The following is a 14856-nucleotide window of genomic DNA, read 5'->3' on the forward strand; positions in this document are numbered from 1 at the left end:
CTTAGGTAAGGAGGATGATGGCCTTGAGTGAAAGTGGTGCGATCGCTAACGAGCAGCGCTATACGTGTCAATACTGATATTGAGATTTGCTGTCAAAAAAAAGCAAAAAAAACACTTTACTTTCCTGAACCCCTTGTAGGGTTTGGTCTTGCTTTACTTATCCACCAAAATTGTGGATAACTGTGTGAGTTAATCTTGAGCAATGTACTGCGAGGCTTGAATTTGAGTTTAAGCTCTAAAGGTAAGCGTGTGTGATTTTCTTATAAGGTAATGATATTCAGACTTTATTTTATATCTGTAGAGGTGTGTCTTGATGTGGATAAATAAGTGGTAATTTAGTAAAGGCTCATTTAAAAGGGTGCTGATGGGGAAAAGATGTGGATGGTATTACGACTAGGTTAGTGATGAGAGCGCTAGTAGGGCGTAGGAGAATAACAGAACTGAAATTGATAAGCTAGAAAAATGTCATGTAATCGTTAGGCTGTTCCACAATACAATTGACAGCGTTTTATCGAACATGTTCGGCACGATCTATCAAGCGTACACAGTCGAAAATTGCTTCTATGTTTCTTTGATATGGGAGTGTATATTTATACAGTTTTTACGTTGTGCAGTAGTGAGAGGAAAAATGAGCAAACTTTACGATCTGGTTTCTGACTATGCGCCATCGGGAGATCAACCAACGGCGATCAAACAACTGACAGAAGGGTTGGATGCTGGCTTGGCTCACCAAACCTTACTCGGGGTGACGGGATCCGGTAAAACATTTACCTTGGCGAATGTGATTGCTCAAGCGCAACGCCCAGCAATCCTGCTTGCGCCAAACAAAACCCTTGCCGCCCAACTTTACGGTGAGATGAAAGCGTTTTTCCCCAATAACGCGGTCGAATATTTTGTCTCTTACTACGATTATTACCAACCTGAAGCCTATGTGCCAACCACCGACACCTTTATAGAGAAGGACTCATCGGTCAACGCTCATATTGAACAAATGCGTTTATCTGCCACCAAAGCGTTATTGGAGCGAAAAGACGCCATTATCGTCGCCTCTGTTTCGGCTATTTATGGTTTGGGTGATCCCGAGGCCTACCTGCAAATGATGTTGCATATACGCCGTGGTGATGTGATGGATCAACGCGACATACTGCGCCGTTTGGCTGAGCTGCAATATAGCCGTAACGATATTGCTTTTGAACGAGGCCAATTTCGCGTGCGCGGAGAGGTGATCGACGTTTTTCCGGCTGAATCGGACCAAGATGCGGTGCGCATCGAGATGTTTGATGATGAGATCGACTGCATCAGTGTGTTTGATCCACTGACCGGAGTGGTCAAACAACGCGATTTACCCCGCTTTACGATTTACCCTAAGACTCACTACGTCACACCTCGAGAGCGTATTCTGCAGGCGATTGAAAACATCAAACAAGAGCTGCGTGAGCGACAAACTTACTTGCGTGACAACAATAAATTGTTGGAAGAGCAACGTATTAGTCAGCGTACCCAATTCGATATTGAAATGATGAATGAGCTGGGATTCTGCTCTGGCATCGAAAACTACTCGCGTTATCTCAGCGGTCGAGCGGAAGGTGAGCCGCCTCCAACGTTATTTGACTACTTACCACACGACGGTTTGTTGATCATTGATGAATCTCACGTGACAGTGCCACAAATTGGCGCAATGTATAAAGGTGACCGCTCACGGAAAGAGACCTTGGTTGAATATGGTTTCCGTTTGCCTTCAGCATTGGACAATCGACCATTGAAATTTGAAGAGTTCGAAGCGCTTGCGCCACAAACTATTTTCGTTTCAGCCACTCCGGGTAATTACGAACTAGAGAAAAGTGCGGGCGAAATTGCTGACCAAGTGGTGCGTCCGACCGGATTGCTCGATCCTGTACTGGAAGTGCGACCAGTGGCGACTCAAGTGGATGATCTGCTTTCTGAGATCCGCATCCGCGCGGTGAAAGATGAACGCGTGTTAGTGACAACACTGACCAAACGTATGGCGGAAGATCTAACTGAATACTTGCATGAGCACGATGTGAAAGTGCGTTACCTACACTCTGATATCGACACGGTTGAACGAGTGGAGATCATTCGTGACTTGAGGCTAGGGGAGTTCGATGTGTTGGTGGGGATTAACTTGTTACGCGAGGGCCTCGACATGCCCGAAGTGTCTTTGGTTGCGATTCTCGATGCTGATAAAGAAGGCTTTTTACGTTCAGAGCGCTCATTGATTCAGACCATTGGCCGTGCAGCCCGTAACCTCCATGGTAAAGCGATCTTGTATGCAGACTCCATCACCAAATCGATGAAGAAAGCGATGGATGAAACGGAACGACGCCGTGAGAAACAGCAAGCGCACAATGAAAAGATGGGCATTCAGCCTCAAGCCTTGAAGCGTAATATCAAAGATATCATGGAGCTGGGCGATATTACGAAATCCCGCAAGCAGAAAGTGAGCAAAACGGTGCCGTTGTCGAAAGTGGCTGAACCATCACAATCCTATAATGTGTTGACGCCACAGCAACTGGAAAAAGAAATCACAAAACTGGAAGCGCAAATGTACAAACACGCTCAGGATTTGGAATTTGAGTTAGCCGCGCAGAAGCGTGATGAAATTGAAAAGTTGCGCCAGCAGTTTATTGCTAACAGCTAACCAGAGCGTGGTGAATTAGCGCTTGAAGTGAACAAAAAAAAGCCAACAGTCATTTTTACTATTGGCTATCAATTGTGAACACTAGGTTCACTAACAACGTCAGTTGGCTAGGTGACCCGAGGGGCCATCTTTTGTACTGCATGGTTTATGCCAGTTGTAAGCACGCTAAGTAGCGCAAAAATGGTGTGTGTGGCGATAAAATACAATTGAAATTTGCAAAATGCATCGCGCAATGCGATTATTATCCAAAACACAAATAACAATTGGCTAGACTATGCAACAAATCACCACAACGAAGCAGCGCTATTTGCTTATGGTAGAGGATACCGCCTCAGTAGCAGCCCTGTACCGTTCCTATTTAATGCCTTTGGGTATCGATATTAATATTGTGGGGACTGGCCGCGATGCTATCGATAGTCTTAAACATCGAATTCCCGATCTAATCTTGTTGGACTTACGTCTGCCGGATATGACAGGTATGGACGTATTGCACGCCGTAAAAGCGAGTCACCCAGATGTTCCCATTATTTTCATGACCGCACATGGGTCAATTGACACTGCTGTGGAAGCGATGCGACATGGTTCTCAGGATTTCTTGATCAAACCCTGTGAAGCTGACAGGCTTCGGGTCACGGTGAACAATGCCATCCGCAAAGCGAGCAAGCTAAAAAATGATTCAGACAGTGCAGGAAGTCAGAACTATCAAGGCTTTATCGGTAGTAGTCAAAAAATGCAGCAGGTCTATCGAACCATTGACTCGGCGGCGAGCAGTAAAGCAAGCATCTTTATCACGGGTGAAAGTGGTACAGGTAAAGAGGTGTGTGCAGAAGCGATACACGCCGCCAGCCGACGAGGCGATAAACCATTTATAGCTATTAACTGTGCAGCCATTCCTAAAGATTTGATTGAAAGTGAGCTGTTTGGTCACGTCAAAGGGGCGTTTACCGGTGCGGCGACCGATCGCCAGGGCGCTGCAGAACTGGCCGATGGCGGCACGCTTTTCCTGGATGAGCTGTGTGAAATGGACTTGGATTTGCAAACCAAGTTGTTGCGTTTTATTCAAACCGGCACCTTCCAAAAGGTTGGTTCGTCCAAAATGAAGAGTGTCGATGTACGATTTGTCTGCGCGACCAACCGAGATCCTTGGAAAGAAGTGCAAGAAGGGCGTTTTCGTGAGGATTTGTATTATCGTTTGTACGTGATTCCTCTTCACCTTCCGCCTCTGCGTGAGCGCGGCGAGGATGTGATCGAAATTGCCTATTCTCTACTAGGCTATATGTCACATGAAGAAGGGAAGAATTTTGTGCGTTTTTCTCAACCAGTCATTGACCGTTTTAACGAATACGAATGGCCGGGCAATGTTCGTCAGTTACAAAACGTACTGAGAAACATTGTGGTACTGAATAATGGTAAAGAAATTACCATGGAAATGCTGCCACCTCCGCTCAACCAACCGTTTGAGCGCAAGGACATGGCCCTACAGCTTTCTGAGGATTTGATTTCAGTGACCGATATTTGCCCTTTGTGGATCACTGAAAAAATGGCGATAGAACAGGCGATTAAAGCTTGTGACGGCAATATTCCACGAGCCGCAGGTTATTTAGATGTTAGCCCTTCAACCATTTATCGCAAATTGCAAGCGTGGAACGTGAAAGAAGAAAAACAGAAAGCCTAATGGAATTATTAAACCAGAAGAAAATTGCTTCGCTCAGTGAAGAAATTGGTCAAGAAAATGTGCCGATGTTATTGGAGATTTTTTTGGGTGAGTTAGAAAGCTATCTCAAGGTACTTTGTGACGCGACTTACAGCGATAAACTCAGTTACTTGAAAGAGATCAGTCATGCTCTAAAGAGCAGTGCAGCCAGCTTTGGAGCTGATTCATTATGTGCGTATGCGGTTGAGATTGACGCCAGAGCAAAGCAGAATGATGATTTTGAAGAGATGGTCGATGTCGTTGCGATGATTGATCACTTACACAACACCCGACACGCCTATTTAGCTTGGCAGGCAAAAATATTCTGATCAAAAACGGCTCCTTATTTAAAGAGCCGTTTTTTATTAGGGCTGCGTTTTAAATGTCTGCTAAGAGTTGTTGCTCGATAGCAAGACGCAGTTTTTTCCGATCATGACGCCAGTCACGATTCGCAGAGGCAAGTGATTGAGTCACAAAGTGCCAGCGATCTTTCAACTCAGGATGCTCGGTATCCCCTAGGACTACGTCTATCTTTCGTCCTTGGCATGCACGCTCACACCATTCGAGTTTCTCTTTGAAGCTCATACGGCCGGCCGGGCCAAACTCTGGGCTTAAGTTTGCAACAAAGATCAATTTGGCTTTGGTGTTTTTGGCAATCGCTTTGCCAAGTTCAGGCAGCAACAATGGCGGCATAATACTGGTTAGAAAACTGCCGGGGCCAAGGATGATGGCATCGGCCTCTTCAAGTGCCGTGATGGCTTCTTTGGTGGCCGGCACTTCTGGGGAGAGATCCAAGCGGCGTAAGTCGGTTTCCATTTCGTCGACGTTAGTCTCACCAGTTACCCATCTTCCGTCAGTTGATAGAGCGGTCAGGTCGGATGGGTGTTCAGACATCGGTAAAATATTGACTTGCACTTTTAGCATGTCGCGAACCAAATTGATCGCATCTAGTGGGCGAACGGATAAGTTGTCGAGCGCGGTGAGCATTAGATTGCCGAGGTTGTGGCCGTCAAGCTCTCCACTGCCTTTGAAGCGATATTCAAACATCATTGAGCTGATAGAGGGCTCAGTAATTAATTGATTAATACAGTTGCGGGTATCACCCCATGCAATGCCACCTTGGCAATGGCGTATTCGGCCTGTTGAACCACCGTTATCGGTGGTGGCAACAATACCTGTTGCATTGCCGCCAAACTCTTTGAGAGCCGCGAGCATCCTTCCCAAGCCATGACCGCCGCCAACCGCGACGACTTTTTTGGAAGCGTATATGTTCATCCTGTTCTTCTTATTTTTTCATAACCAACTACAATTTAGAGTATCCCGTTAATAACAGGTACTCACAAGGTGGTAAATTGTGGGTTTAGTGAGGTTTTTCTCGATTAGAGCTAGATTCCACTACAAATATTAAGTATTTTAACGGGCAAAGCTACCACTTGATCAATCGGGTCAAGGGTTGCCATAACTCCGAGCTTAACTTGCTAAGTTATTTGGCATCAAGTGCTGAATAATACGCGGCTTAAGCCAGTGGCAAAAGGTCACAAGGGCGTACTTGGAAATGACTACGCCTCCCGTGTTTGGAAAGGTGTTCCGTGGCGCAACAATTCGAAGATAGATTCCACCGCAAATTCTATTACTTGCGTCTGTCTGTGACGGATGTGTGTAATTTCAAATGTACTTACTGTTTACCTGATGGTTACCAACCTTCGGGGCAGAAAAACTCGTCTTTTTTAAACCTCGCTGAAATTCGCCGTATCGTAAAAGCCTTTGCCGATTGCGGAACAAGTAAAGTGCGTATTACTGGCGGAGAGCCAAGTCTGCGCAAAGATTTTACGGACATTATCCATACAGTTGCTTCAACTCAGGGCATCAAACGAGTGGCCACGACTACCAATGGCTATCGGATGGAAAAACACATTGGTGAATGGCGAGACGCTGGTCTGAATCAGATTAATGTCAGCGTGGATAGTTTGGATCCTCGCATGTTCCACCAAATCACCGGCGAAAACAAATTTCACCAAGTGATGGCAGGGATTGATCGTGCGTTCGACGTGGGTTTTGAACAAGTGAAAGTCAACGTTGTGTTGATGAAAGATCTCAACCACAACGAGTTGCCTGCGTTTTTACATTGGATTAAAGATCGCCCCATCCAATTGCGTTTTATCGAACTGATGCAAACTGGCGAAATGGACGAGCTGTTTCAACAGCATCATGTATCTGGTGTCTCCATTCGAAATCATCTCATCGCTAATGGTTGGCTGCTGAAAGTCAAAGCCGTTAACGATGGCCCAGCACAGGTGTTCGTGCATCCAGATTATCAAGGTGAAATTGGCCTCATCATGCCGTATGAGAAAGATTTTTGTGCGAGTTGTAATCGCCTGAGAGTATCAGCCAAAGGCAAATTGCACTTATGTCTATTTGGTGACCGAGGTGTCGAGCTCAGAGATTTGCTCCAACAGGACTCTCAGGAGTCAGCACTTATTGAACGAATTCAAACGGAGCTGCAAACCAAATCCGTGAGCCATTTCTTAAACGATGGCAATACCGGCATGACGCCACATTTGGCTTCAATTGGCGGCTGATCCGCAAAATCAAATAATCCAGCTAGCAATCACTAATTGCTAGCGACGCAACCAATTTAACTGAGAGAAGGTGAACACATGGGTCACGCAGAAAGTAAATTCCAAGCCGCTAATATCGCGGTTCTCACTGTTTCTGATACACGTACAGAAGAAAATGATACTTCAGGTGCTTACCTCGTTGAAAATGCGAAAGAAGCGGGTCACAACGTTGTTGATAAGCAGATTGTTATCGATGATATGTATAAGATTCGCGCCATTGTTTCACAGTGGATCGCAGATGAAAACGTGCAAGCGATCATGATCACTGGTGGTACCGGATTCACTTCTCGCGACAGTACTCCTGAAGCTCTAAAACCGCTTTTCGACAAAGAGGTTGAAGGTTTTGGTGAGTTGTTCCGTCTTGTTTCTTATGAAGAAATTGGCACTTCGACGATTCAATCTCGTGCGATTGCCGGTTTTGCAAATCATACAGTGATTTTTGCTATGCCTGGCTCAACGGGGGCTTGTCGTACGGGTTGGACTAAAATCATCAAGCAACAATTGGATGCGAGCCATCGTCCTTGCAACTTTATGCCTCACCTGAGCGTATAAAGGAGAGCCCATGAGCCAGTTTACTCACATCAACGCCTCTGGCGAAGCAAACATGGTGGATGTGTCTGCCAAAGCTGAAACGGTACGCGAAGCACGTGCGGAAGCGTTTGTGCATATGGCACCAGAGACATTACAGCTTATTGTTTCTGGTCAGCATCACAAAGGGGATGTGTTTGCCACGGCGAGAATCGCAGGCATACAAGCGGCGAAGAAAACTTGGGATTTGATCCCATTGTGTCATCCGTTATTGCTGTCAAAAGTGGAAGTACAGCTAGAAGCCATCGAAGCGGAAAATAAAGTGCGTATCGAATCGGTTTGCAAGCTAGCGGGAAAAACGGGTGTCGAGATGGAAGCGCTGACCGCAGCGTCGGTCGCCGCTCTGACAATTTACGATATGTGTAAAGCGATACAAAAAGACATGGTGATTGGCCCTGTGCGCTTGTTAGAGAAAACGGGTGGTAAGTCTGGACACTTTAAGGTAGAAGCATGATTACAGTTTTATTCTTCGCTCAAACCCGTGAGTTGGTGGGAGTGGACTCGATAGAAGTGGAGCCAAACTTTGTTACTGTTGAATCACTTCGCTCGTATTTGGCGGAGCAAGAAGGGAAGTGGGCGCTTGCTTTAGAGGCGGGCAAATTACTTGCTGCAGTCAATCAGTCGATCGTTCCACTGGAAACAACACTGCAAGATGGTGACGAAGTGGCCTTTTTCCCTCCCGTGACAGGGGGGTAACGTGGATAATCGTATCTCAGTTCAAGTCGAAGATTTCGACATCGCAGCAGAGTATTCACTCTTATCTCAAGGGACAGAGGCTGGGGCTGTTGTCACGTTTGTTGGCAAAGTTCGCGACATGAACTTGGGTGATAACGTGCTTGGTCTATCCTTAGAGCATTACCCTGGTATGACAGAAAAAGCGTTAGGAGAGATCTGTGATCAAGCAGAACAGCGTTGGCCTCTACTGAATGTTCGCGTTATTCACCGAGTGGGTGATCTCGATATTGGCGATCAAATTGTCTATGTCGGTGTTTCAAGCGCACATCGCGGCGCCGCTTTTGAAGCTTGTGAGTTTGTGATGGATTATCTCAAAACCAAAGCGCCATTTTGGAAGAAAGAGCGAACCACAGAAGCAACAAGATGGGTAGAATCGAGAGCATCGGATAAGCAAGCCGCTGATCGATGGCACTCTTAGCCTCAAGCAAATCAACACAATGCCGAACTAACAAAAACGATGGTTATCCCCGTCGTTTTTTTATGCTGATGGAACACAATATGTACGCTCACTATTTTATGGAACGTAATTTCGGTTCAGTGACTACCTTCACACTCTCCACTTTTCTAACAAAACAATCGTCATAATTCGTTAGACGATATGTATCTTAAATGTTAATTTTTTATCGATTGTCTAGCACAAGATGCTATCATCTGGTTATTTTTTAGATTAATTGGCACTTATAGCTACTGCTTATTGATTGGGTAAATGAAAATAACCGCAAGAAATTAATATGCTGGAATAAGGTGCTACACAATAGGGTAATGCTTAGGATTATTGAGTTTTTTGCTACATTTTTATGGCAAATTACTTCAATGATTGCTAATGTGTGCCGCAATCTCTACGAATCTTTTGATGTCTTCAGTTCTAAAACGAAGCTAAAAAGTTCTAAAACACTGCCGTTCAGTGTTAAACAGAGAAGTCATGGATGCAAAAATAAAACTTGGAGTTTATGCATGTATAAGAACAAAATCACACAAGCACTTCTTCTTGGTGCTGGTCTAACATTCGCAACAACCTCTCTTTCTGCCTTTGCGGCAAACGTACCTGCTGGAACGAAACTAGCTGCTAAACAAGAACTTGTTCGTGGTAACGGTACTGAAGTTGCCTCACTTGATCCGCACAAAACCGAAGGTGTTCCAGAGTCGAACGTTATTCGTGACCTGTTAGAAGGTCTAGTAAACCAGGACGCTAATGGTAATGTAATCCCAGGCGTAGCAGAAAGTTGGGAAACAACAGACAACCAGACTTTCACTTTCCATCTACGTAAAGATGCAAAATGGTCTAATGGCGACCCTGTTACCGCGGAAGACTTCGTATACAGCTGGCAACGTGCTGTCGATCCAGCAACGGCATCGCCATACTCTTGGTATATGGAATACACCAAGATGAAAAACGCCAAAGAGATCATCGCTGGACAGAAAGATAAGTCAACGTTGGGCGCGAAAGCTCTTGATGACAAAACGCTTGTTGTTGAGCTTGAAGCTCCAGTTCCTTATTTCGTCATGATGATGGGACACACCACGACTAAGCCAATTCACAAAGCAACGGTTGAAAAATTTGGCGATCAGTGGACCAAAGCAGAGAATTATGTCGGCAATGGTGCATTTGTTCTCGATAAGTGGGTAGTGAATGAGCGCCTTGAGCTAAAACGCAATGCTCAGTACTGGGATGACAAAAACACGGTTCTGACTAAGATGACTTACTTGCCAATTGAAAACCAAGTGGCAGAAATGAACCGTTTCCTATCTGGCGAGATCCACATTACCAATGAACTGCCACTGGAGCACTTTAAACGTCTTCAGAAAGAGCACTCTGAGTCCGTTCAAGTGAAAGGTGATTTGTGTACTTATTACTACGGTTTCAACAACGCTAAAGCGCCATTTGATGATGTTCGTGTACGTAAAGCACTTTCTTACGCAATCGATCGTGATGTAATTTCAAACGCGATTCTTGGTCAAGGTCAAAAACCAGCGTACTTCTTGACGCCAGAAATCACAGCAGGTTTCAGCCCAGAGATGCCAGCTTACGGCAAGATGACGCAGAAAGAGCGTATTGCTGAAGCGAAGAAACTGTTGGAAGAAGCGGGCTACTCAAAAGCTAACCCATTGAAATTCACGCTACTTTACAACACTTCTGAGAACCACAAGAAAATTGCTACCGCGATCCAATCTATGTGGAAAACCAGCCTTGGTGTTGACATTGCGTTGGAAAACCAAGAGTGGAAAACTTACCTAGATACTCGTCGCCAAGGTAACTTTGATGTGACTCGCGCGGGTTGGTGTGGTGACTACAACGAAGCGTCATCATTCTTGACTCTTATGAAGTCCAACAACTCTTCAAATGATCCTAAGTATCAGAGTGCAGAGTATGATGCAGTGATGGCAAAAGCGATCGCATCGACTTCAGAAGAAGAGCGCCAAAAACTTTACGTTGAAGCAGAAAAGCTACTGGCGCGTGATATGCCAATCGCTCCTATCTACCAGTACGTTAAATCACGCTTAGTGTCGCCTGCAGTGGGTGGTTACCCATACAACAACGCGGAAGACAAAATTTACGCGAAAGATTTGTACATCAAAGCCAACTAATCGGCAAATAAAACTATAACTATATAGACACTGCATGTGGTACACACATGCAGCGTCTGTTTTCATTTAAACTGTCACAGACTGAAAGAGTGAGTTTATGCTTAAATTCATCGCAAAAAGGATATTTGAAGCGATCCCAACCATGTTGGTGTTGATCACAATATCTTTCTTTCTTATGCGCTATGCGCCAGGTAACCCATTTTCATCAGAGCGTCCTTTGCCACCAGAAGTAATGGCCAACATCAACGCCAAGTATGGCTTAGATAAGCCAGTTTCTGAGCAATACTTAACGTATCTCACCAATATCGTTCAGGGTGATTTTGGTCCTTCATTCAAATACAAAGACTATACGGTTAACGAACTGATTGCGGGTGCTTTGCCAGTATCAGTAAAAATCGGTTTAGCCGCGTTTTTTTTCACCGTGATAATGGGGGTTACGGTTGGAACCATAGCGGCATTGAGGCAAAACACCTGGGTTGATTACACGATAATGTCGACCGCGATGCTCGGAGTCGTCATGCCATCGTTTGTGTTAGCCCCAGTATTGATTTACATCTTCTCCATAAACTTAGGTTGGTTCCCCGCTGGTGGTTGGCATGATGGTGGTTTCAAGTACATGGCACTGCCAGTGCTAGGTATGTCGTTATTGTATGTAGCAACTTTTGCTCGTATTACCCGTGGTTCAATGATTGAAACACTCAACAGCAACTTTATTCGTACGGCTCGTTCTAAAGGTCTTAGCTACAGTTACATCGTAGTAAAACATGCCCTTAAACCGGCTATGTTACCTGTTGTTTCCTATATGGGGCCTGCCTTTGTGGGTATCATCACGGGTTCTGTTGTTATTGAAACCATTTTTGGTTTGCCGGGTATTGGTAAGCTATTCGTCAACGCGGCATTCAACCGCGATTATTCTCTCGTTATGGGTGTAACCATTCTTATCGGTTTCCTCTTTATTTTGTTTAACGCGATCGTCGATATCTTATTGGCCTATATCGATCCGAAGATTCGTTACTAATTGGGTGAGTAATATGTTGACTAAAAAAGAAAATTTAGAAGCGATCGACAACTTCTCGCAAGCGTTGGAAGTGGAAGGTCGCAGTCTTTGGCAAGATGCACGTATCCGTTTTATGCGCAATAAAGCGGCAATGGTGAGCCTATTCATTCTGTTTTTGATCACTTTAGCGGTGATTTTTCTGCCGATGTTTTCGGCATATACCTACGAAGATACTGATTGGTATGCCATGCACGCAGCGCCTTCTGCTGAACACTGGTTTGGTACCGATGCGCTGGGTCGAGACCTATTTGTTCGAACGCTCGTTGGTGGTCGTATCTCATTAATGGTCGGCATCATGGGGGCACTCGTAGCGGTGTTGATCGGTACGTTGTATGGCGCGGCATCTGGCTTCATTGGTGGCCGCACTGACCGTATTATGATGCGTATTTTGGAAATTCTTTACGCGATCCCATTCATGTTCCTAGTGATTGTACTCGTAACATTTTTTGGCCGTAATATTGTGCTGATTTTTGTAGCGATAGGTGCGATTGCTTGGCTAGATATGGCACGGATTGTACGTGGCCAAACCTTGAGCTTACGTAGCAAAGAGTTTATTGAAGCGGCGCATGTTTGTGGTGTGAGCAAGTGGAAAATCATCACTCGCCACATTGTTCCTAATGTGCTGGGCTTGGTTGCTGTTTATTCAACGTTACTTATCCCAAGCATGATTCTGACGGAATCTTTCCTTTCTTTCCTTGGTCTAGGTGTACAAGAGCCGATGACGAGTTGGGGCGCGCTTCTGCAAGAAGGCGCGAACACGATGGAAGTAGCCATTTGGCAGTTACTTTTCCCAGCTTTATTCATGGTTTTAACGCTATTTTGTTTCAACTATGTCGGTGACGGTTTGCGCGATGCGCTGGATCCAAAAGACCGATAATTAGAACGATAAGATTAAGGAAGCAATGATGAGCTTATTAGATGTCAAAGATCTGCGCGTCGAATTCACCACGCAAGATGGTATCGTCACCGCAGTAAACGATTTAAATTTCTCCCTAAAACAAGGTGAGACGCTCGGTATCGTAGGTGAATCGGGCTCGGGTAAGTCGCAAACCGTATTTGCAATCATGGGTCTGCTGGCCAAAAACGGTATCATTTCTGGCAGCGCAAAGTTCGAAGGTAAAGAAATTCTGAACCTTTCAGAGAAAGAACTGAATAAAGTTCGTGCTGAACAGATTGCGATGATCTTCCAAGATCCAATGACCTCGCTGAATCCATACATGAAGGTAAGCGATCAGCTTATGGAAGTGTTGATGCTGCATAAAGGCATGGGTAAAGCAGAGGCGTTTGAAGAGTCTGTACGCATGCTAGAAGCGGTTAAGATTCCAGAAGCGCGCAAGCGTATTACCATGTACCCGCATGAGTTTTCTGGCGGTATGCGTCAGCGAGTGATGATTGCGATGGCGCTATTGTGCCGTCCCAAACTGTTGATCGCCGATGAGCCGACGACTGCGCTTGACGTAACGGTTCAAGCGCAGATCATGGATCTGCTCAACGAGCTGAAGCAAGAGTTCAACACCGCCATCATCATGATCACCCATGACCTTGGCGTGGTGGCTGGCTCTTGTGACAAAGTGCTGGTTATGTACGCTGGTCGTACTATGGAATACGGCACAGTAGATGAAATTTTCTACAACCCAAGCCACCCATATGCGGAAGGTCTACTTAAGGCGATCCCACGTTTGGATACCGAAGGTGAGATTCTGCCAACCATTCCTGGTAACCCGCCAAACCTACTGCGCCTACCGCCTGGCTGCCCTTACCAAGAGCGTTGCCATCGCGTAATGGATCGTTGTAAGCGTGAAGCGCCAATCCTGACCCCATTTGCCGATGGTCGTCAACGTGCGTGTTTTTCTGAATGGGAGGCTTGGACAAAATGAGTGCACAACAGAAAAAAATCCTACTGGATGTTAAAAATCTAAAGGTTCACTTTAGTATCGCCCCTAAATCCGCATGGCCATGGAGTAAACCGTCAAATCTAAAAGCGGTTGACGGTGTGAACATTCGTCTTTACGAAGGTGAAACCCTCGGCGTAGTGGGCGAGTCCGGCTGTGGTAAGTCGACTTTCGCACGTGCCATCATTGGTCTGGTGAACGCGACCGAAGGTGAAGTGGTATGGCTAGGCCAAGACCTCACTAAGATGAAAGAGGTGCAACGTCGCGAAACACGCAAAGACATGCAGATGATTTTCCAAGATCCGCTTGCCTCGCTTAACCCGCGTATGACCATCGGTGACATCATCGCTGAGCCACTAGAAACCTTCTACCCTGAACTTGGTAAGCAGGAAGTGAAGTCTCGCGTGAAAGAGATGATGGCCAAAGTGGGTCTGCTACCTAACGTGATTAACCGCTATCCACACGAGTTTTCTGGTGGTCAGTGTCAGCGTATCGGTATTGCACGTGCTCTGATTCTGAATCCGAAAATGATCATCTGTGATGAACCGGTTTCAGCACTAGACGTATCGATCCAGGCTCAGGTGGTTAACCTTTTGAAAGAGCTGCAAAAAGAGCTAGGCCTTTCTTTGGTGTTCATTGCGCATGACCTTTCGGTGGTAAAACACATTTCTGATCGTGTTTTGGTGATGTACTTGGGTAATGCGGTTGAACTCGGCACCTCTGAAGCCTTGTTTGCGGACCCTAAACACCCATACACACGCGCATTGATGTCGGCTGTGCCCATTCCAGATCCAAAGTTGGAGCGCGCGAAAACCATTCAAATGCTTGAAGGCGACCTGCCTTCACCGATGAATCCGCCGTCTGGTTGTGTGTTCCGCACTCGTTGCCCACAGGCAACAGAGGCGTGTGCGCAAACCAAACCAACGATTCAAGGTAATGACACACACGCAGTGTCTTGTTTACATGTAGAGATGTAACGTAATTCAGCCTGTGACGGGCTTAAGCGCGGTTTCTTTATGAGCCGCGCT

At 45.7% G+C, this 14856-nt stretch carries 14 protein-coding genes and 1 riboswitch; of the genes, 13 read left to right on the forward strand and 1 reads right to left on the reverse strand.

The features are described 5' to 3' along the window. The first annotated feature begins 628 nt into the window (after positions 1-628). The 3 genes from uvrB to luxU all read left to right on the forward strand — a co-directional run bounded on the left by uvrB (position 629) and on the right by luxU (position 4681). On the forward strand, positions 629-2659 hold the full coding sequence (gene uvrB, locus FC652_RS03740) for an excinuclease ABC subunit UvrB (RefSeq protein WP_176297525.1): 2031 nt from the start codon (positions 629-631) through the stop codon (positions 2657-2659). Between the two features lie 274 nt (positions 2660-2933). Then, positions 2934-4334 (forward strand): quorum-sensing sigma-54 dependent transcriptional regulator LuxO, encoded by a 1401-nt coding sequence (gene luxO, locus FC652_RS03745; protein ID WP_176297526.1) that lies wholly within the window; start codon positions 2934-2936, stop codon positions 4332-4334. Then, complete coding sequence (gene luxU, locus FC652_RS03750) at positions 4334-4681, forward strand: quorum-sensing phosphorelay protein LuxU (RefSeq protein WP_176297527.1); 348 nt, start codon at positions 4334-4336, stop codon at positions 4679-4681. The genes luxO and luxU overlap by 1 nt, the downstream gene beginning before the upstream one ends. 49 nt (positions 4682-4730) lie before the next feature. Here luxU and FC652_RS03755 read toward each other — a convergent pair whose 3' ends face one another. Next, a complete protein-coding gene (locus tag FC652_RS03755; RefSeq protein WP_176297528.1) occupies positions 4731-5627 on the reverse strand; it encodes a YvcK family protein in 897 nt (298 codons plus the stop codon). Between the two features lie 175 nt (positions 5628-5802). Then, positions 5803-5953: riboswitch (molybdenum cofactor riboswitch) on the forward strand. Here FC652_RS03755 and moaA point away from each other — a divergent pair. The 10 genes from moaA to oppF all read left to right on the forward strand — a co-directional run bounded on the left by moaA (position 5942) and on the right by oppF (position 14805). Further along, the gene (gene moaA / locus FC652_RS03760) at positions 5942-6931 is read left to right on the forward strand and encodes a GTP 3',8-cyclase MoaA (RefSeq protein WP_176297529.1); all 990 of its coding nucleotides are present in this window, start codon (positions 5942-5944) and stop codon (positions 6929-6931) included. Its footprint overlaps the riboswitch before it by 12 nt. Before the next feature lie 78 nt (positions 6932-7009). Further along, positions 7010-7522: a molybdenum cofactor biosynthesis protein B gene (gene moaB / locus FC652_RS03765; RefSeq protein WP_176297530.1), complete on the forward strand. Its 513-nt coding sequence runs from the start codon at positions 7010-7012 to the stop codon at positions 7520-7522. Positions 7523-7532: 10 nt separating this feature from the next. Next, entirely contained in the window at positions 7533-8012 is a 480-nt protein-coding gene (gene moaC / locus FC652_RS03770; RefSeq protein WP_176297531.1) for a cyclic pyranopterin monophosphate synthase MoaC, read from the forward strand. After that, the gene (gene moaD, locus FC652_RS03775; protein ID WP_176297532.1) at positions 8009-8254 is read left to right on the forward strand and encodes a molybdopterin synthase sulfur carrier subunit; all 246 of its coding nucleotides are present in this window, start codon (positions 8009-8011) and stop codon (positions 8252-8254) included. Before moaC ends, moaD begins: the two co-directional genes overlap by 4 nt. Before the next feature lies 1 nt (position 8255). Next, the gene (moaE, locus tag FC652_RS03780) at positions 8256-8711 is read left to right on the forward strand and encodes a molybdopterin synthase catalytic subunit MoaE (protein WP_176297533.1); all 456 of its coding nucleotides are present in this window, start codon (positions 8256-8258) and stop codon (positions 8709-8711) included. Between the two features lie 536 nt (positions 8712-9247). Further along, the gene (locus tag FC652_RS03785; RefSeq protein ID WP_176297534.1) at positions 9248-10879 is read left to right on the forward strand and encodes an ABC transporter substrate-binding protein; all 1632 of its coding nucleotides are present in this window, start codon (positions 9248-9250) and stop codon (positions 10877-10879) included. Between the two features lie 97 nt (positions 10880-10976). Then, on the forward strand, positions 10977-11897 hold the full coding sequence (gene oppB, locus FC652_RS03790) for an oligopeptide ABC transporter permease OppB (protein ID WP_080526207.1): 921 nt from the start codon (positions 10977-10979) through the stop codon (positions 11895-11897). A gap of 13 nt (positions 11898-11910) precedes the next feature. Further along, the gene (oppC, locus tag FC652_RS03795; RefSeq protein WP_080526208.1) at positions 11911-12813 is read left to right on the forward strand and encodes an oligopeptide ABC transporter permease OppC; all 903 of its coding nucleotides are present in this window, start codon (positions 11911-11913) and stop codon (positions 12811-12813) included. A gap of 28 nt (positions 12814-12841) precedes the next feature. Next, positions 12842-13813 carry an ABC transporter ATP-binding protein gene (locus FC652_RS03800; RefSeq protein ID WP_176297535.1) on the forward strand — a complete coding sequence of 324 codons (972 nt, stop codon included), beginning with the start codon at positions 12842-12844 and terminating at the stop codon, positions 13811-13813. Beyond that, on the forward strand, positions 13810-14805 hold the full coding sequence (oppF, locus tag FC652_RS03805; RefSeq protein ID WP_176297536.1) for a murein tripeptide/oligopeptide ABC transporter ATP binding protein OppF: 996 nt from the start codon (positions 13810-13812) through the stop codon (positions 14803-14805). The genes FC652_RS03800 and oppF overlap by 4 nt, the downstream gene beginning before the upstream one ends. The last annotated feature ends 51 nt before the right edge of the window (positions 14806-14856 follow it).

It is taken from the genome of Vibrio sp. 05-20-BW147 (genome assembly GCF_013369385.1).
In the GTDB taxonomy this organism is placed as follows: domain Bacteria; phylum Pseudomonadota; class Gammaproteobacteria; order Enterobacterales; family Vibrionaceae; genus Vibrio; species Vibrio floridensis.